Origin of the sequence: Variovorax nitratireducens (assembly GCF_051216545.1) — a bacterium.
Taxonomy (GTDB): domain Bacteria; phylum Pseudomonadota; class Gammaproteobacteria; order Burkholderiales; family Burkholderiaceae_C; genus Variovorax.
On sequence record NZ_JBPJZO010000001.1, the window covers coordinates 195,786 to 217,539 of the forward strand.

At 68.6% G+C, this 21,754-nt stretch carries 17 protein-coding genes and 1 pseudogene; 1 reads left to right on the forward strand and 17 read right to left on the reverse strand.

The window, feature by feature from the left end:
• Window positions 1–78 precede the first annotated feature (78 nt).
• The gene (locus tag ACSFA8_RS00990) at window positions 79–3,015 is read left to right on the forward strand and encodes an autotransporter family protein (RefSeq protein WP_435477662.1); all 2,937 of its coding nucleotides are present in this window, start codon (window positions 79–81) and stop codon (window positions 3,013–3,015) included.
• On the opposite strand, the gene ACSFA8_RS00995 is transcribed toward ACSFA8_RS00990, so the two are convergent.
• The 17 genes and pseudogenes from ACSFA8_RS00995 to ACSFA8_RS01075 all read right to left on the reverse strand — a co-directional run bounded on the left by ACSFA8_RS00995 (window position 2,999) and on the right by ACSFA8_RS01075 (window position 21,732).
• Window positions 2,999–3,574, reverse strand: a complete 576-nt coding sequence (locus ACSFA8_RS00995) for a DUF2894 domain-containing protein (protein ID WP_435478429.1) — start codon at window positions 3,572–3,574, stop codon at window positions 2,999–3,001. The two genes, ACSFA8_RS00990 and ACSFA8_RS00995, sit on opposite strands and share 17 nt — an antisense overlap.
• A 16-nt stretch (window positions 3,575–3,590) precedes the next feature.
• The gene (locus tag ACSFA8_RS01000) at window positions 3,591–4,241 is read right to left on the reverse strand and encodes an OmpA family protein (protein ID WP_435478430.1); all 651 of its coding nucleotides are present in this window, start codon (window positions 4,239–4,241) and stop codon (window positions 3,591–3,593) included.
• An 8-nt stretch (window positions 4,242–4,249) separates the two neighbouring features.
• Window positions 4,250–6,154 carry a DUF802 domain-containing protein gene (locus ACSFA8_RS01005; RefSeq protein ID WP_435477663.1) on the reverse strand — a complete coding sequence of 635 codons (1,905 nt, stop codon included), beginning with the start codon at window positions 6,152–6,154 and terminating at the stop codon, window positions 4,250–4,252.
• A 10-nt stretch (window positions 6,155–6,164) separates the two neighbouring features.
• Window positions 6,165–6,854 carry a DUF3348 domain-containing protein gene (locus ACSFA8_RS01010; RefSeq protein WP_435477664.1) on the reverse strand — a complete coding sequence of 230 codons (690 nt, stop codon included), beginning with the start codon at window positions 6,852–6,854 and terminating at the stop codon, window positions 6,165–6,167.
• 178 nt (window positions 6,855–7,032) lie between these two features.
• A pseudogene (locus ACSFA8_RS01015) lies at window positions 7,033–7,555 on the reverse strand (tripartite tricarboxylate transporter permease); the annotation flags it as partial.
• A 51-nt stretch (window positions 7,556–7,606) separates the two neighbouring features.
• The gene (locus ACSFA8_RS01020) at window positions 7,607–8,008 is read right to left on the reverse strand and encodes a phage holin family protein (RefSeq protein ID WP_435477665.1); all 402 of its coding nucleotides are present in this window, start codon (window positions 8,006–8,008) and stop codon (window positions 7,607–7,609) included.
• Window positions 8,005–9,063 carry a sugar phosphate isomerase/epimerase family protein gene (locus ACSFA8_RS01025; RefSeq protein ID WP_435477666.1) on the reverse strand — a complete coding sequence of 353 codons (1,059 nt, stop codon included), beginning with the start codon at window positions 9,061–9,063 and terminating at the stop codon, window positions 8,005–8,007. The genes ACSFA8_RS01020 and ACSFA8_RS01025 overlap by 4 nt, the downstream gene beginning before the upstream one ends.
• 37 nt (window positions 9,064–9,100) lie before the next feature.
• The gene (locus ACSFA8_RS01030) at window positions 9,101–10,276 is read right to left on the reverse strand and encodes an acyl-CoA dehydrogenase family protein (RefSeq protein ID WP_435477667.1); all 1,176 of its coding nucleotides are present in this window, start codon (window positions 10,274–10,276) and stop codon (window positions 9,101–9,103) included.
• A complete protein-coding gene (locus tag ACSFA8_RS01035; protein ID WP_435477668.1) occupies window positions 10,273–11,433 on the reverse strand; it encodes an acyl-CoA dehydrogenase family protein in 1,161 nt (386 codons plus the stop codon). The genes ACSFA8_RS01030 and ACSFA8_RS01035 overlap by 4 nt, the downstream gene beginning before the upstream one ends.
• A gap of 11 nt (window positions 11,434–11,444) precedes the next feature.
• On the reverse strand, window positions 11,445–12,356 hold the full coding sequence (locus tag ACSFA8_RS01040) for an SDR family oxidoreductase (RefSeq protein WP_435477669.1): 912 nt from the start codon (window positions 12,354–12,356) through the stop codon (window positions 11,445–11,447).
• On the reverse strand, window positions 12,353–14,308 hold the full coding sequence (locus ACSFA8_RS01045; RefSeq protein WP_435477670.1) for an acetyl/propionyl/methylcrotonyl-CoA carboxylase subunit alpha: 1,956 nt from the start codon (window positions 14,306–14,308) through the stop codon (window positions 12,353–12,355). Before ACSFA8_RS01045 ends, ACSFA8_RS01040 begins: the two co-directional genes overlap by 4 nt.
• Window positions 14,309–14,441: 133 nt before the next feature.
• Window positions 14,442–16,052 (reverse strand): acyl-CoA carboxylase subunit beta, encoded by a 1,611-nt coding sequence (locus tag ACSFA8_RS01050; protein ID WP_435477671.1) that lies wholly within the window; start codon window positions 16,050–16,052, stop codon window positions 14,442–14,444.
• Window positions 16,053–16,431: 379 nt separating this feature from the next.
• The gene (locus ACSFA8_RS01055) at window positions 16,432–17,136 is read right to left on the reverse strand and encodes a glutathione S-transferase N-terminal domain-containing protein (protein WP_435477672.1); all 705 of its coding nucleotides are present in this window, start codon (window positions 17,134–17,136) and stop codon (window positions 16,432–16,434) included.
• A gap of 49 nt (window positions 17,137–17,185) precedes the next feature.
• On the reverse strand, window positions 17,186–18,847 hold the full coding sequence (locus tag ACSFA8_RS01060) for a Vgb family protein (RefSeq protein ID WP_435477673.1): 1,662 nt from the start codon (window positions 18,845–18,847) through the stop codon (window positions 17,186–17,188).
• A gap of 98 nt (window positions 18,848–18,945) precedes the next feature.
• A complete protein-coding gene (locus ACSFA8_RS01065; protein ID WP_435477674.1) occupies window positions 18,946–19,752 on the reverse strand; it encodes an ABC transporter permease in 807 nt (268 codons plus the stop codon).
• A gap of 111 nt (window positions 19,753–19,863) precedes the next feature.
• The gene (locus ACSFA8_RS01070; RefSeq protein ID WP_435477675.1) at window positions 19,864–20,808 is read right to left on the reverse strand and encodes an ATP-binding cassette domain-containing protein; all 945 of its coding nucleotides are present in this window, start codon (window positions 20,806–20,808) and stop codon (window positions 19,864–19,866) included.
• Window positions 20,809–20,841: 33 nt separating this feature from the next.
• A complete protein-coding gene (locus ACSFA8_RS01075) occupies window positions 20,842–21,732 on the reverse strand; it encodes a LysR family transcriptional regulator (RefSeq protein ID WP_286623403.1) in 891 nt (296 codons plus the stop codon).
• Window positions 21,733–21,754 lie beyond the last annotated feature (22 nt).

A 21,754-nucleotide genomic window follows, 5' to 3' on the forward strand; every position in this document is an offset into this window, starting at 1 on the left:
TGACCTCAGGGAGTGAAGTTTGGGCGAGTCGCACGCCCAGGGCAGGGCAAAAACCCAGCCTGGCTCCTAACGTCTCCGATGAATTACCGTTTCCCCGCACAGCCCGCAAAAAAGCCGCACGCCCGCCCAATCGTTCCCATCGCAATCCTGACGCTGGCGACCGGCCTTCTTCCGAACGCCGCCCTGGCAGCCTGCTCCAGCGTCGCAGGCGTCCGACTCCAGGCCAATGCGGCATCGATCTGCGCCGCCATGGGCAGCTACACCGGCGTCGGCGTGGTATCGGGCCGGGGTGCCGTGTCTTCGCTGACCGGGGGCGTGGTCAACGCCGCTGCCGCCCTGACGACGCCTTTGGCCCAAAACAGCGTGTTCGGCGCGTCCGCTGCGGGTGCGGGCTCGCAAGTCAACCTGCAAGGTGGCGCCACCATCAGCAGGGCTGGCGCGACCACCGGAAACGGGGGGCTTCGTGCGGGCACGGGCGGCGCCATCACCGTCAATGGGCCGCTGTCGATCACGCTGTCCAACGGGTCGGGCAACCACGGCGTGCTGACGGAAGACAGCGGCACCCTCGTCACGCTGAACGGCACCGTCAACATCACCATGGGCAGCGGCGCTGCATTTGCCCCAGGGATCCGCGCACTCACCGGTTCGGCCCTGATCGCCAATGGCGCCGTGACCATCAACACCGCGGCGGACAACAGATCGGATGCCATTGCGGCGGCCACTTCGGCCACGATCACATTGAATGGCGCGTTGAATCTCACCACCAGCGGCGTGCAGGCGTCCGCGTTGAAAGTCACCAGCGCGGGCCGCATCATCTACAGCGGGCCGGCCACGCTCAACATCAGCAGCATCAACGGATCCGGGATCCGCGCAGTCACCGGCGGTATCGTGGATGCGAACGCGTCTTCGGCCACGTCGATCAACGTCACCGGCGTCAATGGCCAAGGCATCTCTTCGCGGGACGCCGGTTCCCAGGTGAACCTGGCGGGCAGCACGCTCATCAATGTGAGCGGCGCCACGCAGGCAGACTTCCCGAGCGGCAATCTGGAGTCCTACGCTGCCGGCGTGCTGGCCGACCTGGGCGGCGCCATCACGGCGACCGGTGCGCTTCAGATCAACACCACCGACGCGACGAGCTATGGCGCGCTGCTGGCCGGAAGCAACGCCACCCTCGTGGCCACGGGTGGTGGCACGGTCAACGCAGCGGGCGTTGCGGTGGGTTTTCTGGCGGGCGCAGACCAGAGTGCCCGCTTTGACGGCTTTGCCATCAGCAACACCTCGGGCGATCTGATTCAGGTCAATGCGGCAACCGGCAGCTCTGCACTCGTGCTGAACAACAGCACGGCCACGGCCGCCTCCGGCAGCAGGCTGTTGAATGTCACCAACGGCAGCACGTTTGCGCTGACTGCCAATCGAAGCACACTGACCGGCAATATCGTGACGGACGCCAGCAGTGCCGTCAGCCTGAGTCTGCTGAACGCCTCGAGCCTGACGGGCGCTATCGATCCGGTCACCCTGAACATCGACGGCACCAGCCGCTGGACGATGACCGGCGATTCATCCCTGAGCGGCCTGACCCTTGCCGGCCGCATCGACTTCCAGCCACCCGCTGCGGCACTTGTGCCGAAGACCTTGACCGTCAACGGCAACTGGGTCGGGCGGGGCGGCACGGTGCGGCTCAATACTTCGCTGGGCGATTCCGGCTCGCAGACCGACCGGATCGTCATCAACGGCGGTGCGGTCAGCGGCAACACGCTCCTGCAGATCAACAACGTCGGCGGCCTGGGGGGCCTCACCACCGGCAACGGCATCGAGGTGGTGAGCGCGGGCAGCGGCGCCACCACCACCGCCCAGACCACCAAGGACGGCTTCGCACTGAGCGGCAGCCATGTCGATGCGGGCGCCTACGAGTACCGCCTGTATGCGGCCGATGCGCAGGGCGCCGGCGAGAACTGGTACCTGCGTTCGGCGACGACCGTCGTGCCGGCCACCCCGACCGCGCCCACCCCGACTGCGGACACGCCCGCCTCGCCGACCTTGCCGCCGGTGAGCGTGCCGACCTACCGCGCCGAAGTCCCGCTCTTTGCGGCGCTGCCGGCGCAACTTCGCCAGGCCGACCTCGGCATGTTGGGCAACCTGAACCGCCGCATCGGCGACGAGGCAGCGGCTGCACCCGGCGACACCGGCGCGATGCGCCGCGCCTGGGCCCGTGCTGTCTACAGCGACCTCGACATCCGCCAGGCCGGCGTTGCACTTGCGCAAAGCCGCGGCCACGTCAGCGGCCTGCAGGCCGGCACCGACCTGCTGGCCAACGGCAACTGGCGCGCAGGCGTCTACGTCGGCACCCTGGACGGCAGCGCGGACGTGAGCGGCAACGCGCGCGGCATCACCGCAAAGGTCGGCCACAACGAACTGCAATCGCGCTACCTTGGAGGGTATGCGACCTGGATGGACGCGAGCGGCCTGTATGCCGATGCCGTGGTTCAGGCCGGCAGCCATCGCTACGGCGTGCGCCCCGACGGCAATCCGGGCGCCTCGGGCAAGGCCCGCAGCGTGACGGCGTCGATCGAGGTCGGCCAGTCCTTCGCGCTGGCCGAGGGCTGGCGCATCGAGCCGCAGGCACAGCTGATCCACCAGCGCACGCGCTTCGACGACGTGCAGATCAGCGGCGCGAACGTGCGGCAGGACGCCGACGGCGGCTGGATCGGCCGCCTGGGCGTGCGCATCAAGGGCGACATCGCGACCGGCGCCGGCCTGCTTCAGCCCTACGCGCGCGCGAACCTGTACCGCACGGGCCGCGGCGCCGACGTTGCCGAGTTCATCGGCCCGGCAGCCACCACGCGCATCGCCAGCGCCAGCGGCTACACCTCGGCCGAACTGGCCGGCGGCTTCACGCTGGCCGTGACGCCCGCCGCAAGCATCTACGGCGAAGTGGGGCGCCTGTTCAGCAGCGGCGGCGATGCCCGCGTGAAGTCTTCGGTGCAGGGCGCCGTCGGCCTCAAGGTGCGGTGGTAGATCTGGCGCGCGCCGTCTTCCGGTGGCTCTCGCCGCGCGGCACGTCCGCACCCGCCGGAGTGCTGCCGGCATTCGCCTGATCGATCCATAGCAGGGTGTCGACGTACGCCATGAACCGGTGCAGGTACTCCGGCGACAGCTCACGCATCAGCGTGAGCGACCGGTGCACGAGCTGGTGCGAGTTGAGCGGGCCGGCATTCTCCGGCAGCTTCGCCAGCGACTGTGTCAGCCGCCGCTCGGCGCTGAGCCTTGACCAGGTGCTTCTGAAGTAGCTCAGCGTTTCGACGTCGTGGGTCGATGCATGCCGGCCAATGTGGTCGACCAGCTCCGCGAGCGGCCCGCGATCGGGTGGCGGGGGTGGGCGCGCTGCGGCGTCCGCACACGAGACTCTTTGGTCGAGATCCTCGCCGTACGCCGCCAGCAGCCGGGCCAGCTTCTCGTCGAGGATGCGTCTCGCATCGCCGCGCTGCGCCGCCGCCCGCGTCGCGAGCGCTTCGATGAAACGGAAGCGGACGGGATCGTAGTGATGGTCGCCACGCTCGCGCCAGGCGTCGAGCATGGCCCCGGCGTCGGTGCTACTCACGGGGCTTCTTCAGGGTTGCGTCGGATCGCTTCGGTGTCGGCGCCATTTCCACGCGCCGGTTCCTGGAGCGTCCGTCGGCATCGGCATTCGAGGCCACCGCCTGCTCCGCACCGAAGGCCGCGGCAAAGACCGAGGCCGAGGGAAGTCCCTCCTCGATCAACGCCCGCGTCACCGTCAAGGCCCGCTGGGCCGACAGCTCCCAGTTGTCGGCGAACTGGCGGTTGCCGCCGCGCACCTGTCGATCGTCGGTGAAGCCGCTCACCATCAGGATCTCGTCACGGGCCTGGAGGTAAGCGTCCAGCGGTGCGGCCAGGCTCTTCAGCAGTTGCCGGCCTTCGGGCTGCAGTTCCGCGGAGTTGAGGGCAAACAGCACGCTGCCGCTGATGCCGATGCGTCCGTTGTTCAGCGTCACCCGGCCGGCCGCCAGCGGCCCGGCGAGGGCCTGCTCGAGCGTCCGGAGGCGCTGCGCCTCCACCTGCCGCTGCTTGACCTCGGCTTCCAGCCGGGTCGCGAGCTCCAGCTGCATGCCCAGCACGCACACCAGGATCAGCACGAAGGCGCCCAGCAGCCCCGACATCAGGTCGCCGAACACGGCCCAGACTGGCACCGACGACTCCATGCCGCCATCGCCGTGCTCCGTCATCTCGGTCATCACGCTTCGCTGCCCGCGAGTGCCTGCTGGCTGGCGAGCCGCTGCAGATCTTCGACGATCTGCTTTTGCGACAGCATGCTCAGGTCGACGACTTCCCTGGCTTGCGCCACGTAGTAGGCGAGTTGTTCGTCACTGCGCACCATGGACTTGCCGAGCGCGCCCTCGATGCGCTGCAGCTGGGCGCCAAGCTTGTCGTTCGATTGACTGAACAGCTGCACGGCCAGGCCGAACGCCTCGCCCAGGCTCGCCACCTCGACGGCGCTGCCGGTGAGCTGTGCGGCGACCTCGGCCATCTTGCCGGCTTCGGCATCGACCCTGTCGGTGAAGCGCGTGCCGACCCGGTCCAGCAGGTCCGCCGATGCGCCGACCAGCGCGTCGATTGCCGTACGCTGCTCGGTCGATGCGTGGTTCACTGCATTGAGCAGGGTCTCCAACGTGCCGAGGATGCGGCTGCGCTCCTCCAGCATCGAGTTGTCGCGCACCATGCTGTCGGACAGCTTCTGGCGCAGTTCGGCAATCACCTCGGCCGCGGCGCGCGGCGCTTCCGATGCCGCCTGCATGAGCTGGGCGATCTCGGCGATGGTGCTGCGCGCGTGCGCTTCGGTTTGGGCGGTGATGTCGTGGGCGGTCTGTACCAGTGTCTTGCAGATCGCCTGCTGCTGGCTCTCGCTGCGCACACGCGCCTGTTGCCATTCCTGCTGGAGCGACACGGCCATCGCCTCGAGCGCCTGGCTCCAGGCCGCCAGCCGCTGCTGATCCCGCGAGGCCATCTCGGCCTGCAGATCCGAATGCGCCTGGCCCACCGTGCCCAGCAACGACACTGCGTGCTGGTCGAGCGAAGCGCGCAAGTCCGTGGACAACGCCTCGCTCGCGCGCTGGTGCCCGGCGAGCGCGGTCTGCCAGATGTCCGCCACGGTGGCGGTGGTGGCCTCCAGGCGCGTTGACAGTCCGTCGAGTTGCCGCTGCACACTGTTCTCGACGGTCTTGTGCAACGAAGCCGTCTCTCGCGCGATTCCGGCCATCGTGGCCTCGACGACCGGCTGGATCGTCGCGCCGGCAGCGCGGGCGCTTTCCGTCAGGCTGTCCTTCAGCGATCGGCCGACGGAAGAAGCCAGGCCGGCATACGCAGCCTCGGCCTTGCCGTGGAAGCTGTCCTGGTTGGCGATCAGGCGCTCGTTCAACACCTGGCTCTGCCGTTCCATCGCCACCATCATGGCCTGCAGCCGATCGACCAGCGCGGGCATCGCCTCGCCCTGCCGCTGCAGCAGCTTGAAGGACTCCTCGCGCTGATGGGCCAGGGAGAAGACGCGCAAGGTGGTCGCAATCCGCGTGTCGAGCAGCTGCGCAGCCTGCAGCCGGTCGCGCCGGCACAAGGCGGAGATGAGGCCCAGCATCGCCGATGCCGCAACGCCCGCGAGCGAGGTGCCGAACGCCAGCCCCAGGCCCTTGACCGGGGCGGCCAGGGACGAGCGGATGGCCAGCAGATCCGATGCGCTCTCCAGCGCCGTGCCGGTGCCGTTCAGTGTGACCACCATGCCCACGAAGGTGCCAAGCATGCCCAGCAGCACCAGCAGACCGGTCAGGTAGGGCGTCAGGGCCGGGCCGGGCAGACCGACGCGCTCGCCTTCGATGCGCAGGCGCACCGCGTTGTGGAGGGACGGATGCAACTGGTCGAGCCACTGGCCCAGGTTCGCCGGCGGCGCGGGCATGTCTGCTACGGCGCGCGCCAGGGTGGCGGTCGCATCGTGAAAGCGGTGCAGCTCCAGCGCGCCCATCAGGTAGAACGCGCCGACCAGCAGCGTGATCATCAGCGCCAAAGGGTTGGAGCCGATGTAGCCGGCGCCGACCCAGCCGATGGCGGCCAGGCCGATGAAGAAGGCGGTGTAGTGAAGAGATCGGGTCATGGCAGTCTGGTTAGCGGGTCGCAAGGGCTTCGAGCAGCCCTTCGACCGGTTGCAATCGGATGTCCAGTTCGGCGAGCAACACGCTTTGCATGTCCTGGCCGAACACGTCCAGCCACGCTTGGGGTTGGACTTCACTGTTGTCTGGCGCGTCCTGCGCCGGGTCGGCCGGGCGCAGGCGCTTGAAATGCTTTTCGAGCAAGGCGGGCACGGTGGCCAGCAGGCGGTGTTCGTGCGCGCCCAGCACCTGCTCCATGACGGCATCCACCGCCGCCAGCCGGGCCATCGCCGGCGATCGGGCCGCCAGCGTCTCCCGCAGACGGCCCCGCAGCGCGCCGATGCTCGTCGCCATCGCCTGTTGCCGCGCCAGGTAGCGCTGGCGCCAGGGCGAGAAGCCGGTGGTTGTGTCCGTGTCCATGGCGGCGCCGCGCATGTCTTCGGCGATGGCGCTCGCCGCCGCGCTGCGCACGCGCGCGCACTGGGCTCGTTCGGCACTGGCGTCAGCCGCCGCGCCGGATCGCGCCGTCGCCGGGCTGCCGCTCAACGCCGCGGACAGCGAGATCGCGTCCGTCCAGCCAAGCCATTGGCTCAGTCGATCAGCGAACGCTTGTTTGGATTCGGGCGCGTCGGTGTCGGCCAGTCGAGCGAGCAAGCGAACGAGCGTCGAACCGGTGACCCCAGTACGCCGTGACACTTGCACCATACCGCCCAGAGCGAAAAACCAAGCAGTCTACACCGCCCCACCCCGCCAGAGGAAAGCCGCCCAAAGGCGGCTTTCCTGTTCGTGAGACACCGCGGAACCGGCTTTGCCGGGCCGCTGGTGTCGCCCCCGGCAGGGGGTAGGCGAAGCGACACGAAGTGCGCGCAGCCTGGGAGCGAGCCTATTCTTCGACGAATGCCTCTTCCCGCTTCGCCTTGATCGACGGCAGCAGCACGATGCCCAGCAGCAGCGCCGCGGCCACCAGCAGGCCGGCCGAGAGCGGCCGCGTGACGAACACGCTCCAGGTGCCGCGCGACAGCAGCAGCGCGCGGCGCAGGTTCTCTTCCATCATCGGTCCGAGGATGAAGCCCAGCAGCAGCGGCGCCGGCTCGGTCTTGAGCTTGAGGAAAAGGTAGCCGATGAATCCGAAGGCCGCGACCATCCTGCGGGCCGGGCTGGATGTTGTGGATCGTCATGGCACCCACCATCAGCGCCATCACGGCGTTGGGCGGAATGCCGAGCGTCAGCAGCGGGATGAACGAGGTCTGCGCACCGGCGTTGTTGGCCGATTCCGGCGAGGCGACACCGCGGATGTTGCCCTTGCCGAACGGCACTTCGCCCGGCTGCGAGAGGTTGCCGATGATTTCGCCGTAGCCGAACACGCCCATCGCAATCACGACGAAGCCGATGCCGTCGGTGAGCTCTAACGCGTAGCGCCGCCTTGGCGCTATCAATTCAATAGCAGAAATGCAGCGCTATAACCACTGCCCGCTGCTCGGCATGCGGATCTCGGTTTCGGGCGGGCCGCCGACGAAGAAGCCGCCGATCACGATGCTCAGGATCGAGATGAACAGGCTCGCGAACAGCGCCGTCCAGAAGCCCGACACCTTGAAGCCGCGCACCAGCGCCGCCACCAGCAGGATCATCAGCGCGTTGATCACCAGCAGGAAGAGCCCGAAGGTCACCAGCGTGAGCGGCAGCGTCAGCACGATCAGCAGCGGCTTCACCACCGCGTTCGCCAGGCCCAGCAACAGCGCCGAGATCACGAGCGACCAGGTGCTCGAAAACGAGAGCCCGCGAAACAGCAGGCTCGCGATCCAGAGCGACACCGCGGTGATGGCCCAGTGCAGCAGGAACGGCGTGAGGTTGGCCATCATGGTGCGATCCCCAGCATCTTGCGGTTGGCGGCCGTGTCGGCGCCACCGCCCGCGAAGTCGTCGAACGCACGGTCGGCCACGCGGATGATGTGATCGGCAATGAACCGGGCGCCTTCGCGCGCACCGTCTTCCGGGTGCTTGATGCAGCACTCCCACTCCAGCACGGCCCAGCCCGGAAAGTCATAGGCGGCCATCTTCGAGAAGATCGCGCCGAAATCGACCTGCCCATCACCGAGCGAGCGGAAGCGCCCGGCGCGGTTGAGCCAGGTCTGGAAGCCGCCGTACACGCCCTGCTTGCCGGTCGGGTTGAACTCGGCATCCTTCACATGAAAGATCTTGATGCGCTCGTGGTAGTGGTCTATGTAGGCCAGGTAGTCGAGCTGCTGCAGCACGAAGTGGCTCGGGTCGTAGAGCAGGCAGGCGCGCGGGTGGCCGCCGACACGCTCCAGGAACATCTCGTAGGTGACGCCGTCGTGCAGGTCTTCGCCCGGGTGGATCTCGTAGCAGACGTCGACGCCGGCCGCGTCGAAGGCGTCGAGGATCGGCCGCCAGCGGCGCGCGAGCTCGTCGAAGGCCTCTTCGATCAGGCCCGGCGGGCGCGGTGGCCAGGAATAAAGATAGGGCCAGGCCAGTGCGCCCGAGAAGGTGGCATGAGCCGTCAGGCCCAGGTTGGTCGAAGCCTTCGCGGCCAGGTGCAATTGTTCGACCGCCCATTGCTGGCGTTTGACCGGATCGTTGCGCACTTCGGCCGCGGCAAAGCCGTCGAAGCCCGCGTCATAGGCCGGATGCACCGCCACCAGCTGGCCTTGCAGGTGCGTGGAGAGTTCGGTGATCGAGAGCCCGTGCACGGCCAGCGTGCCCTGCACCTCGTCGCAGTAGGTCTTGCTTTCCGCGGCCTTCTTCAGGTCGAAGATGCGGGCATCCCAGCTCGGGATCTGCACGCCCTTGTAGCCGAGGCCGGCGGCCCAGCCGGCGATGGCGTCGAGCGAGTTGAACGGTGCGGTGTCACCCGTGAACTGGGCCAGAAAGATGGCCGGGCCCTTGATCGTCTTCATGCGGTGTCTGTCCTTGGCTGAGTCAACAGCCGGCAGGCTACCAGCCCAGCTGCTTCGCTGCCAGTTCCTTCATGATCTCCTCGGCGCCGCCGCCGATCATCATCACCTTGACCTCGCGGTAGATGCGCTCGCTCACCGTGCCGCGCATGAAGCCCATGCCGCCGAGGATCTGCACCGCTGCGTCGGCGCAGAACTGCATGGTTTGCGTGGCGTGGTTCTTCAGCAGGCAGATCGCGGCCACCCATTCGGGCGCGTTCGCGATGCCCTGCGCTTCGAGCGCGTCGCCCTGCGCTGCAACGGCGTCGACCCACGCCTCGGTCGATGCGATGCGCATCTGCATGTCGGCCAGCTTGTGGCGGATCGCCTGGTGGTCGATCAGCGATGTGCCGAAGGTCTTGCGCGCACGCGCCCAGGCCAGCGCCTCGTCGAGGCAGGCCTGCGCGAAGCCGAGTGCGCCGGCCGCGAGCGCCAGCCGCTCGCCGTTGAAGTTGCCCATGATCATGCGGAAACCCGCGCCCTCGTCGCCGAGCAGGTAGCGCGCGGGCACGCGCACGTTGTCGAAATGCAGCGTGGCGGTGTCGGAGCAGAGCCAGCCCATCTTGGCGAGGCGTGTGCGCGAAAGGCCCGCTGCATCGCCCGGCACCAGCAGCATCGAGATACCGGCTGCGCCGCGAGATTCGCCGGTGCGCACTGCCACGCTGAGCCAGTCGGCGCGCATGCCGGAGGTCATGAAGGTCTTCTCGCCGTTGACGACGTAGTGGTCGCCCCCTGCATCCGCAACACGCCGTGCCGTCGTGCGCAGCGCCGCCACGTCGGAGCCGCCGCCCGGCTCGGTGATCGCCAGTGCCGCGATCTTCTCGCCGCTCAGCACGGGCGGAATCACCTCGTGGCGCACCGCTTCGCTCGCGTGCAGCAGCACCGGCGGCAAGCCGATGTTGTGCGAGAACAGGCTGGCCAGCACGCCGCCGCTGGCGCCGTGGCGCGCGATGGCGACCGTCATCGCCACCTTCAGCGCATGGGTCGCCGGCGTGCCGCCGAGCGACTCGGGGTAGCCGAGGCCGAGCAGACCGAGCGCAGCGGCACGCGCGTACAGCGCGCGCGGAAACTCGCCGGCCTCGTCCCACGCCGTCACATGCGGCGCGATCTCGGCTGCGGCAAAACGCCGCACCGTGTCGGCCAGCGCCGCGCGGTCGGCCTGCAGCGCGTCGTTCATGGCCGCGGTGGCCGCTTCGCAATGCCCATGGTCTTGGCCAGGATGCCCAGCATCACCTCGTCGGCGCCGCCGCCGATCGAGCCCAGCCGGCCGTCGCGGTACAGGCGCGACACGCGGTTTTCCCAGGTGAAGCCCATGCCGCCCCAGAACTGCAGGCAGGTGTCGGCCACGACGCGTGTGAGGCGGCCGCACTTGAGCTTGGCCATCGAGGCCAGTTCGGTCACGTCGGTGCCCTGCACATGCAGTTCGCAGGCGCGGTAGGTGAGGGCGCGCAGTGCTTCCACTTCGGTCTTCAGTTCGGCCAGCTTGAACTGCACCCATTGCTGGTCGGCCAGCGTGCCGCCGAAGAGCTTGCGCTGCTGCGCCCATTCGATGGTGTCGGCAATGCAGGCGTCCATCGGCTCGAGCGAACTCGCAGCGCACCAGAGGCGCTCTTCCTGGAACTGCTGCATCTGGTAGACAAAGCCCTGGCCTTCCTCGCCGATGCGATAGCGCTGCGGCACGCGCACGTTGTCGAAGTAGATGAGGCCGGTGTCGCTCGAATGCATGCCGATCTTGCGGATCTTCTGCGCCTTCTCGATGCCGGGTGAATCCATCGGCACCATCACCAGCGACTTGTTGCGGTGCACGGGCCCATCGCTGGTGTTGACCAGCATGCACATCCAGTCGGCCTGCAGGCTGTTGGTGATCCACATCTTCTGGCCGCTGATCAGGTAGTCGTCGCCATCCTTGCGCGCATGGCTCTTGAGACCGGCCACGTCGCTGCCGGCGCCGGGCTCGCTCACGCCGATGCAGCCGACCGTCTCGCCCGCGATCGCAGGCGCCAGGAACTCGCGCCGGAGTTCGTCGCTGCCGAAGCGCGCCAGCGCCGGGGTGCACATGTCGGTCTGAACGCCGATGGCCATGGGCACCCCGCCGCAGTTCACATGGCCGACCGCCTCGGCCAGCGCCATCGCATACGAGTAGTCGAGCCCGGCGCCGCCGTACGCCTCGGGTTTGTTCAGGCCCAGCAGGCCGAGCGCGCCCATGCGCTTGAACACCTGGTGTGCGGGAAAGGCCTCGGCCGCTTCCCATTCGTCGACGTGCGGATTGATCTCCTCGTCGATGAAGCGGCGCATCGTCTTCTGGATCTCGAGGTGTTCGTGGGTGTATTGCATGGCCGTTTCCGTCAATCGTTTGGTTCGTCTTCGCGCTCGGCAAAAACACGCGGCGTGGCCGCGCGGTGGAAGCTGTCGCAGGGGCGCACGGCGGCGCGCTGCTGCGCGGCGGCGTCGGGCAGGGCCATGGGCCAGCCCATCCGCGCCTGTGGCCGCGCGCCGTCCACGCGCAACACGCTGCCGCTGATGAAGCTGGCGCCCGGGCTCAGCAGAAAGACCACTGCGGCCGAGGTTTCGGCCTCGTTGCCGAAGCGCCCGGCCGGCACGGTGCGACGCATGGCGCGCAACATGTCGCCGGCTTCAGGCGGGTAGTGGTCCATGCCGCTCGATGCGATGTAGCCCGGTGCCACCGCGTTCACGCGCACGCCGCTGGCCGCCCATTCGAGCGCTGCGGTTTCGGTGAAGCTCACCATGCCGGCGCGTGCGGCACCGCTGTGCCCCATGCCGGGCATCGAGCCCCACATGTCGGCCACGATGTTGACGATGGCGCCGCCGCTTGACTGCATCGCCTGCACGAAGCACTCGCGCGCCACCAGGAACCCGCCGGTCAGGTTGGTGTGGATCACCGCCTCCCAGCCTTTGGCCGTGATCGCGGCCAAGGGCGTGATGTACTGGCCGCCCGCGTTGTTGACCAGTGCGTCGATGCGGCCATGCGCCGCGACGACCGAGGCAATGGCGGCACGCACGGCCGCCTCGTCGCGGATGTCGCACACCTCGAAGCCGGCCTGGCCGCCGTCGTCGCGGATTTCGCCGGCCGTGCGCTCGAGCTTTTCGCGGTTGCGCCCGACCAGCACCACCTGTGCGCCGAGCGATGCGAGTTCGTGCGCGATGCAGCGGCCGATGCCGGAGCCGCCACCCGTGACCACGGCCACTTGGCCCGCGAAAAGGCCGGGCGCGAACACCGAGCGATAGCGTTCCATCATGTTTTGACACCTTCACCGATTTCAGCCAGCAATTGGCGCGCGGCGACCTGCGCACCGGCTGCCACATGCAGCGCCGCGACGTGCCCGGCCCGCGGCGCGGCATGCACATGTTCCATCTTCATCGCCTCCAGCGTCACGAGGGGTTGCCCGGCCGCGACGGTGTCGCCTTCGGCCACGAGCAGCGCGACGACGCGGCCGGTCATCGCGGCGCGCAGGCTGCCGTCGCTGGCGGCGGCACCGGCGCGTGCCACGGGCGCGAGGCTCAGGTCGACCGCTTCGTGGGCACCCTCATCGGTGTGCAGCAGCAGGCGCTGGCCCTCGCGCACGAACACGGCGCGGCCCTGCAGGCCGTCGCACACATAGCGCACCGTGTTGCCGTCGCCTGCGACCAGCTCGATCTGCGCGGGGGGGGCGTCGTCGCAGTGCACACGCCAGCGCGCGTTGCCCAGTGCCGTCACCTGCGCGCCGTGCAACTGGCCGTCGAGCGCAAAGCGCTGCGATGTCGGCAGGCGGCTCGCCAGCGGCGAGTGCGCGCCGAGCTGCAGCAGCCAGGCGGCCAGCAGCGCCGATCGCATGTGTGCCGCGGGATTCAGCGCGCGCAATGCCTCGCCCTCCGTCCCGATGAAGGCCGTCGTCGCCGCGCCGCTCGCGAACACCGGATGCGCCAGGCAGCGCTGCAGAAACCGCTGGTTGGTCGGCAACCCCAGCGCGACCGTGTCGGCCAGACCCGCGAGCAGGCGGCGCCGCGCCTCTTCGCGCGTGCGGCCGGCGCCAACCAGCTTGGCGATCATCGAGTCGTAGAAGGGCGGCACCCTGGCGCCGCTGCGCAAACCATGCTCCACGCGCAGCGCGGGCGAGGGACGCCACAGCGCCAGCGTGCCGCTCTGCGGCATGAAATCCTGCGTCGGGTCTTCCGCGCAGAGACGCACTTCGATCGCATGGCCCTCGATGCGCACCTGCGCCTGCGTCAACGGCAAGGGTTCGCCGGCCGCAATGCGCAACTGCAGCTCGACCAGGTCGAGCCCGGTCACGGCTTCGGTCACCGGGTGTTCGACCTGCAGCCGCGTGTTCATTTCCATGAACCAGTAGTGGCCCGCGCCATCGAGCAGAAATTCCAGCGTGCCTGCGCCTTCGTAGCCGACCGCCAGCGTTGCCGCCACCGCGTCGCGCCCCATGCGTTCGCGCAGCGCGGGCGAGACGGCGGGCGAGGGCGCTTCCTCGATGATCTTCTGGTGCCGGCGCTGCACCGAGCAGTCGCGCTCGCCGAGGTGGATCGCGTGGCCGTGCCGGTCGGCCAGCACCTGGATCTCGATGTGGCGCGGCTCGACGATGGCGCGCTCCAGCAGCACCTCGTCGTCGCCGAATGCGCTCATCGCTTCGGAGCGCGCGCTGCGCAGCAACCCGGCGAACTGCGCGGGCGCATCCACCAGCCGCATGCCGCGGCCGCCACCGCCGGCCGTGGCCTTGATCATCAAGGGGTAGCCGACGCGATCGGCCTCCGCGGCGAGCCGCGCGTCGCTCTGGTCTGCACCCGCGTAGCCGGGCACCACGGGCACGCCGGCCGCGTGCATCAACTGCTTGGCGCCGGCTTTGTGGGCCATCGCGCGCATCGCGTCGGGCGAGGGGCCGACGAACACCAGGCCGGCCGCGCGGCAAGCGGTCGCGAACGCCGGGTTCTCGGCCAGGAAGCCGTAGCCCGGATGCACCGCATCGGCACCGCTGCGTTGTGCCGCCGCGATGATCGCCGGGATGTTCAGGTAGCTCTGTGCCGGCAGCGCCGCGCCGATCGGCACCGCCTCGTCGGCGGCGCGCACGTGCTCGGCATCGGCATCGGCGCTGGAATACACGGCGACGGTGCGCAGGCCAATGGCGCGGGCGCTGCGGATCACGCGCATCGCGATCTCGCCGCGGTTGGCGACGAGCAGCTTGCGGAAAGGAGTGGCGCTGCTCATAGGGCTGCCGTGCTGCGAGCCGCGAAGCATGCCGGGAACACCGCGGAGCCGGCTTTGCCGGGCCGCTGGTGTTGCCCCCGGCGAGGGGGTTGGCGAAGCGACACGAAGTGCGCGAAGACTGGGGGAGTGCTTTTCATGGTCGCGCGACTCCGAACTGCATTGCCTGCGGCGTGCGCGCATCGGCCTCGCGGCAGATCGTGAACACGTCCGCCAGCACGGCGCGCGTGTCGCGCGGGTCGATCACGCCGTCGTCGAGCAGCAGCGCGCTGGTGGTGAACACGCTCATCTGGCCTTCGAAGCGCTCGACGATCTTCTGCTGGATCGCGTCGAGCTTGCCCTGGTCGACGGCGCCCTGGCGCGCCATCGCGGCCTCGGCCACGATCGCCATCGTCTTGGCCGCCTGCTCGCCACCCATCACCGCGGTGACGGCGTTGGGCCACGAAAAGCAGAAGCGCGGCGCGAAGCCGCGGCCGCACATGCCGTAGTTGCCGGCACCGAACGACGCGCCGCAGTGCAGGGTGACCTGCGGCACGCTCGCGTTGGTCACGGCCTGGATCATCTTGGCGCCGTGCTTGATGATGCCGCCCTCTTCGTGCGCAACGCCGACCATGTAGCCCGTGATGTTGTGCAGGTAGAGCAGCGGCGTGCGGCTCTGGCAGCAGGCCTGGATGAAGTGCGTGGCCTTGGTCGCGCCGGCCGCGTCGATCGGGCCGTTGTTGGTGACGATGCCGACTGGCCAGCCTTCGAGCCGTGCATGGCCGCACACGGTGGCCGGGCCGTAGTCGGGGCTGAAGGCCAGGAAGTCCGAGTCGTCCACCAGCCGCGCGATCACCTCGCGCATGTCGACCGGGCGCTTCCAGTCGGCAGGCATCACGCCCATCAGCTCTTCGGCGGCATGGCGCGGCGCCTTGAAGTCGCGCACGGAACGCGATGCGGGCCAGTCGATGTTCGCCAGGATCTCGCGCGCGATGCGGATCGCGTCGCGGTCGTCCTCGGCCAGGTAATCGCCCAGGCCCGACACCGAGGTGTGCATCACGGCGCCGCCGAGCGCTTCTTCGCTCGCCACCTCGCCGGTCGCGGCCTTGAGCAGCGGTGGCCCGGCCAGGAAGGCGCGCGTGCGGTCGCGCACCATCACGATGTAGTCCGACAAACCCGTCTGGTAGGCGCCACCCGCGGTCGACGAACCGTGCGTGACCGTGATCACCGGCAGGCCCGCGGCCGAGAGACGTGCCAGGTTGCGAAAGATGTTGCCGCCGCGCACGAAGTCCTGCACGCGGTAGGCCATGAGATTGGCGCCTGCGCTTTCGACCAGCTGCACATACGGCAGCTTGTTTTCGAGCGCGAGTTCCTGCACGCGCAACTGCTTGTCGAGCCCCATCGGCTGCAGTGCGCCTGCGTCGATGCCGGAGTCCGACGCGCTCACCATGCAGCGGATGCCCGAGACGAAGCCGATACCCGCGATCACGCCCGCGCCGGGCACGCTCCGCGTCAGGTCGGGCTGGTCGTGGCCCAGGCCGGCAAGCGAGGCGATCGGCAGAAAAGGCGAGCCGGGATCGAGCAGCAATGCCACGCGTTCGCGCGGCAGTAACTGGTTGCGTTTGGCAAAGCGTGCCGCCGAGGCCTGCGAAGCCGCGACCGCGCGCTGCTCGTGCGCGCGCAATTGGTCGAGCAGCGTGTGCATCGCTGTGCTGTGGGACTGGAAGGCTTCGCTGTCCGGCTGCAGCCGGGATTCGATGACGGGCATGACCCGGCCACTCTAGGCCGCGTCATGGGTTCGGGCTTGCGGCAATTGGCTGCGAGCCTTGTTTCGGGGCGGGCCGCTGGCGGCTTGGTGTTGGGGGCGGCGCGAGGGGCCCGGCGTTCGGGGTAGGCCGCTGGCGGCGAGTGGCCCCTTCCGCGAATGTCCCCCGCCTTCGGCTCCTCCTTTATTTCGCTGCAGGGGCCACCCACCACCATCGGCCAGGGCACGCTCTGTGTGTTCAGCGCGAACAGTCACGCCGCTTCCAGGATCAGGGCGGTGGGGCACGCTGCGCAGCGAAATAAAGGAGGAGGGCGAAGCCCGGGGGACATTCGCGGAGCAGCGTGCCCCGCCGCCCTGATCCCGCCCTGAAAGCAATCCGATCTCAGCCCCTGGCCGGAATCGTCAACCCCTTCGCCACCGCCGGCCGCGCCACGAAAGCAGCCAGCACGCGCGCCACGTTCGGAAAGTCCTGGAAGCCGACCAGTTCACCGGCTTCATAAAAGCCGATCAGGTTGCGCACCCACGGAAAGGTGGCGATGTCGGCGATGGTGTACTCGTCGCCCATGATCCACTGGCGGCCCGCCAGCCGGCCGTCGAGCACGCCGAGCAGGCGCTTCGCCTCGGCCACGTAGCGATCGCGCGGGCGCTTGTCTTCGTAGTCCTTGCCGGCGAACTTGTTGAAGAAGCCGAGCTGCCCGAACATCGGGCCGATGCCGCCCATCTGCCACATGAGCCACTGGATGGTTTCGTAGCGCCCGGCGGCGTCCTTCGGAACGAACCTGCCGGTCTTGTCGGCCAGGTACAGCAGGATCGCGCCGGACTCGAACAGCCCCAGCGGCTCTCCGCCCGGCCCGTCCGGATCGACGATGGCCGGAATCTTGTTGTTCGGGTTGAGCGACAGGAAGGCCGGCGACATCTGGTCGTGGCTGCCGAAGTCGACCAAGTGCGGCTCGTAGGGCAGGCCGGTTTCCTCCAGCAGGATCGACACCTTCACGCCATTGGGCGTGGGCAACGAATAGAGCTGCAGGCGATCGGGGTGCTGGGCGGGCCATTTGGCCGTGATTGGGTAGTGGGAGAGGTCGGTCATGGGCGTCTTTATACGGTGGTTGCAATGGCCTTGCGCAGCGCCCCGCGCGTCAGCGTTGCGGACGGATCCGGTACAGCGCGTTGTTGCGGTCGGCGCTCATGTAGATGGTGCCGTCGCTGCCGACCGCCACGCCGGTCGGCACGTAGGGCGGCGGCATGCCGGGGCCACCGGGCAGGCCGATCGGCAGGTTCTCGGCCACTGTGCGGCGGCTGCCGTCGGCGGGGTTGATCTCGACCAGACGCCGCGCCGCGCTCTCGGCCACGACAAAGCTGCCCCAGGGCGTCTGCGCCAGGCCCTCCGGCAGCGCCAGGCCTTCGGCGATGGCGCGCAGCGGTGCGCTCGCATCGAGCGGAATCCGCAGCAGCCTGCCGGCCGCCTCGGTCACGTAGAGCGCGCCATCGCGGCCCAGCACCATCTGCACCGGGCCGGCCAGGCCGGCGGCGATCACGCGCTTGTCGCCGAACTTGGGCCCGCTCGCCTGCGTGATGCTGCCGGTGGCGATCTCGGCATAGATCACGCTGCCGTCGGCCATCGGGATCGCGTCGAAGGGCGCCTTCAGGCCATGGATGGTTTCCACCGTCTTCAGCGTCTTCCGATCCACCAGCTGTACCGTGCCGGTGAACCACGAGGTCAGCGCAAAGCGCGTGGCCGACAGGCCGACCGAAAATGGGTAGTCGAGCTCCGGGTCGCGCTGCATGCGGAACACGTCGCGCACAGCTCCCGTGCGCACATCGACCTGGCGGAAGCCGAAGATGTCGGCCACCCACAGGTCGTTGCCGTCGATCTTCAGGCCCGCCGGCACCGCGAGCTTGCCGCTGGTGAGCGTGCGCAGCGTGCCGGTCGGGGGATCGAAGGCGTCGATCTGGTTGTTGGCCATGTTCGACACGTAGATCGTTCCGTCGGGCGCGATCGCGAGGTTGTCGATCGAGGGCGTGAGCTGCTTCGCCACGGTCTTGCGGCCGGTCGCCAGGTCGACCCGAACCAGTTCGCCGCTGCGCGTGTCGACCACCCACAGGTTGCCCTTGCCGTCGAGGTTGGCGGCGGCCGGGATCTTGAAGCCATCGGCGATCACCGTGAGGTTGCCGTCGGCCGGGTTGATCTTCACCACCTGGCCCTTGAACCACAGCGGGCCGTAGAGCATGCCGTCGGGCCCGACCTCGAAGCCGTTGAAGCCGCCCAAGTCCTTCTTGATCAGGCGCGGCGGCTGCTGGCCCGCGCGGTCGATCTCCCACAGCGCATCGCCCAGGAACACCTGCGACGCATAGAGCTTGCCGTTGCGGCGGTCGAAGTCGACCGAGTTGAGGCCGGGCAGATCCTTGGCGAGCACGCGCAGCGGTGCGCTGTCGTTCTCGCGGTAGCGCAGCATGCCCATCAGGTAGTTGGTCCAGGCGAGCTCGCCCTTGGGCCCGACCGCGATGTCGTCGGCCTGGCCCTCGGGGCCTTCGACCAGCACGCGCGCGGCACCGGTCTGGCGGTTCACCTCCCAAAGCGTGTTGCCGACCACCGAGCCAGCCAGCAGGCGGCCGCTCTGGTCGACCGCCAGCCCGTGGATGCCGTTGAAGGCCGAGGGCGCGACCAGCGCCTCGGGAGCGCCCCAGCCCGCAGGCCGGGTGGCGCGCGCCTGGGGCGCGGTGGTGGTGGTGGTGGTGGTGCAGGCACCGAGCGCGAGTGCGGCTGCGAGCAGGGCGCTTTGGATGAAGATTGCGTGCATGTCTGTCTCCTTCTTTTTGAGGGGGTCGCGGGCGGCAGTCTAAGAGCCCCGGCCCGCGGCAGGTCGCGCGCGGGACACCGTGCCCCGGTGCGGCGGGTTCAGGTCCGGAACCGCTTGCGCGTGAGCGCCAGCGCCACCCAGAACGCCACCACCGCGTACACCACCAGCACCACCGCAGGGCGCACCCAGTCAGCCGGCCACTGATCCATGAACAGTGGCCGTACCAGTGCCACCGCATTGGTGAGCGGCAGCCAGGCGGCCACGGCGCGCACCACGCCGGGCAGCTGCTCGAGCGGGAAGAACACGCCGCTCAGAAACATCATCGGCGTCATGAACAGCGTGAAGTAGTAGGTGAAGAAATCGTAGCCCTTGGCCAGCGCGTTGAAGATCAGCGCGATCGACGAAAACGTGATGCCGGAGCCGACCAGCACGGCCCAGGCAACGAACAGTTTCGGGCTGTGGCTGATGCCGAGCGCCAGCATCACGAACAGGATCGCCGTCACGGTGAAGATGGCCTTGAACGCCGCCCACAGCATCTCGGCCAGCACCACGTCGTCGAGGCCGACCGGCGCGTTCATGATGCCGTCCCAGGTCTTCTGCACATGCATGCGCGAGAAAGCGGAATACAGCGCCTCGAAGCTCGCGGCGTTCATCGCGCTCATGCAGATCGAGCCGCTCGCCAGAAACAGGATGTAGGGCACCTTGGTGCCGTTCACCTCGACCTGCCCGACCAGCGCGCCCATGCCGTAGCCGAAGGCCACGAGCCAGATCAGGGGCTCGGCGATGTTGCCGATCAGGCTCGGGATCGCGAGCTTGCGCCACACCAGCAGGTTGCGCAGGAACACCGGCCACCAGCGCATCGAAAGTGATGGCGGCCGCCAGATTGACGGTGTTGCGGAAGTCATTTCATTCGGTGAATACCGCGGAACGGGCTTTGCCCGGCCGCTGGTATTGCCCCCGGAAGGGGGTTGGCGAAGCGACACGAAGTGCGCGCAGACTGGGGGCGAGCCACGCCCCTAACCGTCTTCACGAATCTGCCTCCCCGTGAGTTTGAGGAACAGGTCTTCCAGGTTGGCCGGGCGGTGGAAGGTGCGCAGGCCCGGGTGCGATGCCAATGCCTGCAACAGCCCGCGCGCATCCTGCGTGTAGAAGAACACGGTCTCGCCGCTCACTTCGACGCGTGCGGCCAGTGCCTTCAGTTCGGGCCGCTCCGCCAGGGCGAGCGCGCCGTTGCCGTAGACCTCGACCACGTAGGGTTCGAGGTGCGCCGCGATCAGGTCGCGCGGCTTGCCTTCGGCGATCTTGCGACCGTGGTCGAGCACGATAAGGCGCGAGCACAGCCGCTCGGCCTCGTCCATGAAGTGCGTGGTCAAAAGGATCGACTTGCCCTGTTGCAGCAGCAGTTGCAGGCGCTCCCACATCAGGTGCCGCGCCTGCGGATCGAGGCCGGTGGTGGGCTCGTCGAGCAGCAGCAGCCTGGGGTCGTTCACCAGCGCGCGTGCCAGCGACAACCGGCGCCGCATGCCGCCCGACAACTCGCCCGGCTTGGCATCGGCCTTGTGCGAGAGCGCGGCAAACTCCAACAGCTTCGGCACGCGCGGCAGGATCTGCGACTTGGAGAAACCGAAGTAGCGGCCGTACACCACGAGGTTCTCGGCGCAGCTGAAATCGGGGTCGAGCGTGTCGAACTGCGTCACCACGCCGAGCTGCGCCTTGATGGCCAGCGCATCGCGCGGCATCTGCAACTCTTGCGCGCCGCCGTTGCGGTAGGCGATCCGGCCCGCATCGGGCATCGTCAGGCCGAGGCACATGCGGATGGTGGTGGTCTTGCCGGCGCCGTTCGGGCCGATCACGCCCAGGCACTCCCCGGGCGCGATCTCGAACGACAGGTTGTCGACCACGGTGGTGTCGCCGTAGCGCTTGCTGAGATTCGATGCCTGAAAAAGCGAGGGGGAGGTCACCGGGGCATTGTCATTCACGCGGGCCGCCGACTCTCAAAGTGCGAACCCGCTGAACTCCTGCTTCATCCAGTCGACGAAGGCGCGGGTGCGTGCCGGCATCAGGCGCGCATGCGGGTAGATCACGCTCACCGGCCGCGAGGGCGATTCGAAGTCGGGCAGCACGATCTGCAGCCGGCCCTGTGCGATGTGCGGCAGCACCTGGTACGAGAAGAAGCGGCCATAGCCCATGCCGGCGGCGCAGGCCTCGATGGCCGGCGCAATGTGGTTGAAGGCGAGGCGGCCATCGACCGGCACGGTATGCACCCGCGTGCCTTCATGGAAAGTCCATTGCGAGGGCCCGTCGACGCGCCCGCGCACGCAGGGCGCATGCGCCAGGTCGCGCGGATGGCGCGGCTCGCCGTTGCGGCGCAGAAAGTCCGGGCTCGCCACCACCAGGCTGCGGATGGTGCCCAGTTGTTGCGCCACCATCGACGAGTCGTCCAGCGGGCTGATGCGGATGCCCACGTCGACGCCTTCCTCCAGCAGGTCGACCTTGCGGTCGTGCAGCAGCACGGTGCAGCGCACCTTGTCGTGGCGCTGCATGAAGCGCGTGATGGCCGGCGCCACGTACATGTGGCCGAACAGCACCGGCGCGGTAATGGTGAGCTGGCCTGCGAGTTCGCGCGATTCGGCCTTGAGCGCGAAGTCGGCCGCGTCGGCCGCGGCCAGCACGTCGCGTGCGCTCTGCAAGTAGTGGCGGCCCTCCTCGGTCAGCGCATTGCGGCGCGTGGTGCGGTGGAACAGCCGCACGCCCAGGTGCGCCTCGAGCGCGGCGAGCGAGCGCACCACGGCGGGCAAGGAGCTGTCGAGCGCGCGGGCCGCACCGGTGAGGCTGCCCTGGTCGGCGATCTGCACGAAGGTCTGCATGGCTTTGAGGCGATCCATGGGCAGATTAAACCGGAAATCG

Bases quoted from the DNA above. Each gene is read 5' to 3' on its own strand.
- ACSFA8_RS00990 (WP_435477662.1), top strand. From the start codon at position 79: ATGAATTACCGTTTCCCCGCACAGCCCGCAAAAAAGCCGCACGCCCGC.
- ACSFA8_RS00995 (WP_435478429.1), bottom strand. From the start codon at position 3,574: ATGCTCGACGCCTGGCGCGAGCGTGGCGACCATCACTACGATCCCGTC.
- ACSFA8_RS01000 (WP_435478430.1), bottom strand. From the start codon at position 4,241: ATGACGGAGCACGGCGATGGCGGCATGGAGTCGTCGGTGCCAGTCTGG.
- ACSFA8_RS01005 (WP_435477663.1), bottom strand. From the start codon at position 6,154: ATGACCCGATCTCTTCACTACACCGCCTTCTTCATCGGCCTGGCCGCC.
- ACSFA8_RS01010 (WP_435477664.1), bottom strand. From the start codon at position 6,854: ATGGTGCAAGTGTCACGGCGTACTGGGGTCACCGGTTCGACGCTCGTT.
- ACSFA8_RS01020 (WP_435477665.1), bottom strand. From the start codon at position 8,008: ATGATGGCCAACCTCACGCCGTTCCTGCTGCACTGGGCCATCACCGCG.
- ACSFA8_RS01025 (WP_435477666.1), bottom strand. From the start codon at position 9,063: ATGAAGACGATCAAGGGCCCGGCCATCTTTCTGGCCCAGTTCACGGGT.
- ACSFA8_RS01030 (WP_435477667.1), bottom strand. From the start codon at position 10,276: ATGAACGACGCGCTGCAGGCCGACCGCGCGGCGCTGGCCGACACGGTG.
- ACSFA8_RS01035 (WP_435477668.1), bottom strand. From the start codon at position 11,433: ATGCAATACACCCACGAACACCTCGAGATCCAGAAGACGATGCGCCGC.
- ACSFA8_RS01040 (WP_435477669.1), bottom strand. From the start codon at position 12,356: ATGATGGAACGCTATCGCTCGGTGTTCGCGCCCGGCCTTTTCGCGGGC.
- ACSFA8_RS01045 (WP_435477670.1), bottom strand. From the start codon at position 14,308: ATGAGCAGCGCCACTCCTTTCCGCAAGCTGCTCGTCGCCAACCGCGGC.
- ACSFA8_RS01050 (WP_435477671.1), bottom strand. From the start codon at position 16,052: ATGCCCGTCATCGAATCCCGGCTGCAGCCGGACAGCGAAGCCTTCCAG.
- ACSFA8_RS01055 (WP_435477672.1), bottom strand. From the start codon at position 17,136: ATGACCGACCTCTCCCACTACCCAATCACGGCCAAATGGCCCGCCCAG.
- ACSFA8_RS01060 (WP_435477673.1), bottom strand. From the start codon at position 18,847: ATGCACGCAATCTTCATCCAAAGCGCCCTGCTCGCAGCCGCACTCGCG.
- ACSFA8_RS01065 (WP_435477674.1), bottom strand. From the start codon at position 19,752: ATGACTTCCGCAACACCGTCAATCTGGCGGCCGCCATCACTTTCGATG.
- ACSFA8_RS01075 (WP_286623403.1), bottom strand. From the start codon at position 21,732: ATGGATCGCCTCAAAGCCATGCAGACCTTCGTGCAGATCGCCGACCAG.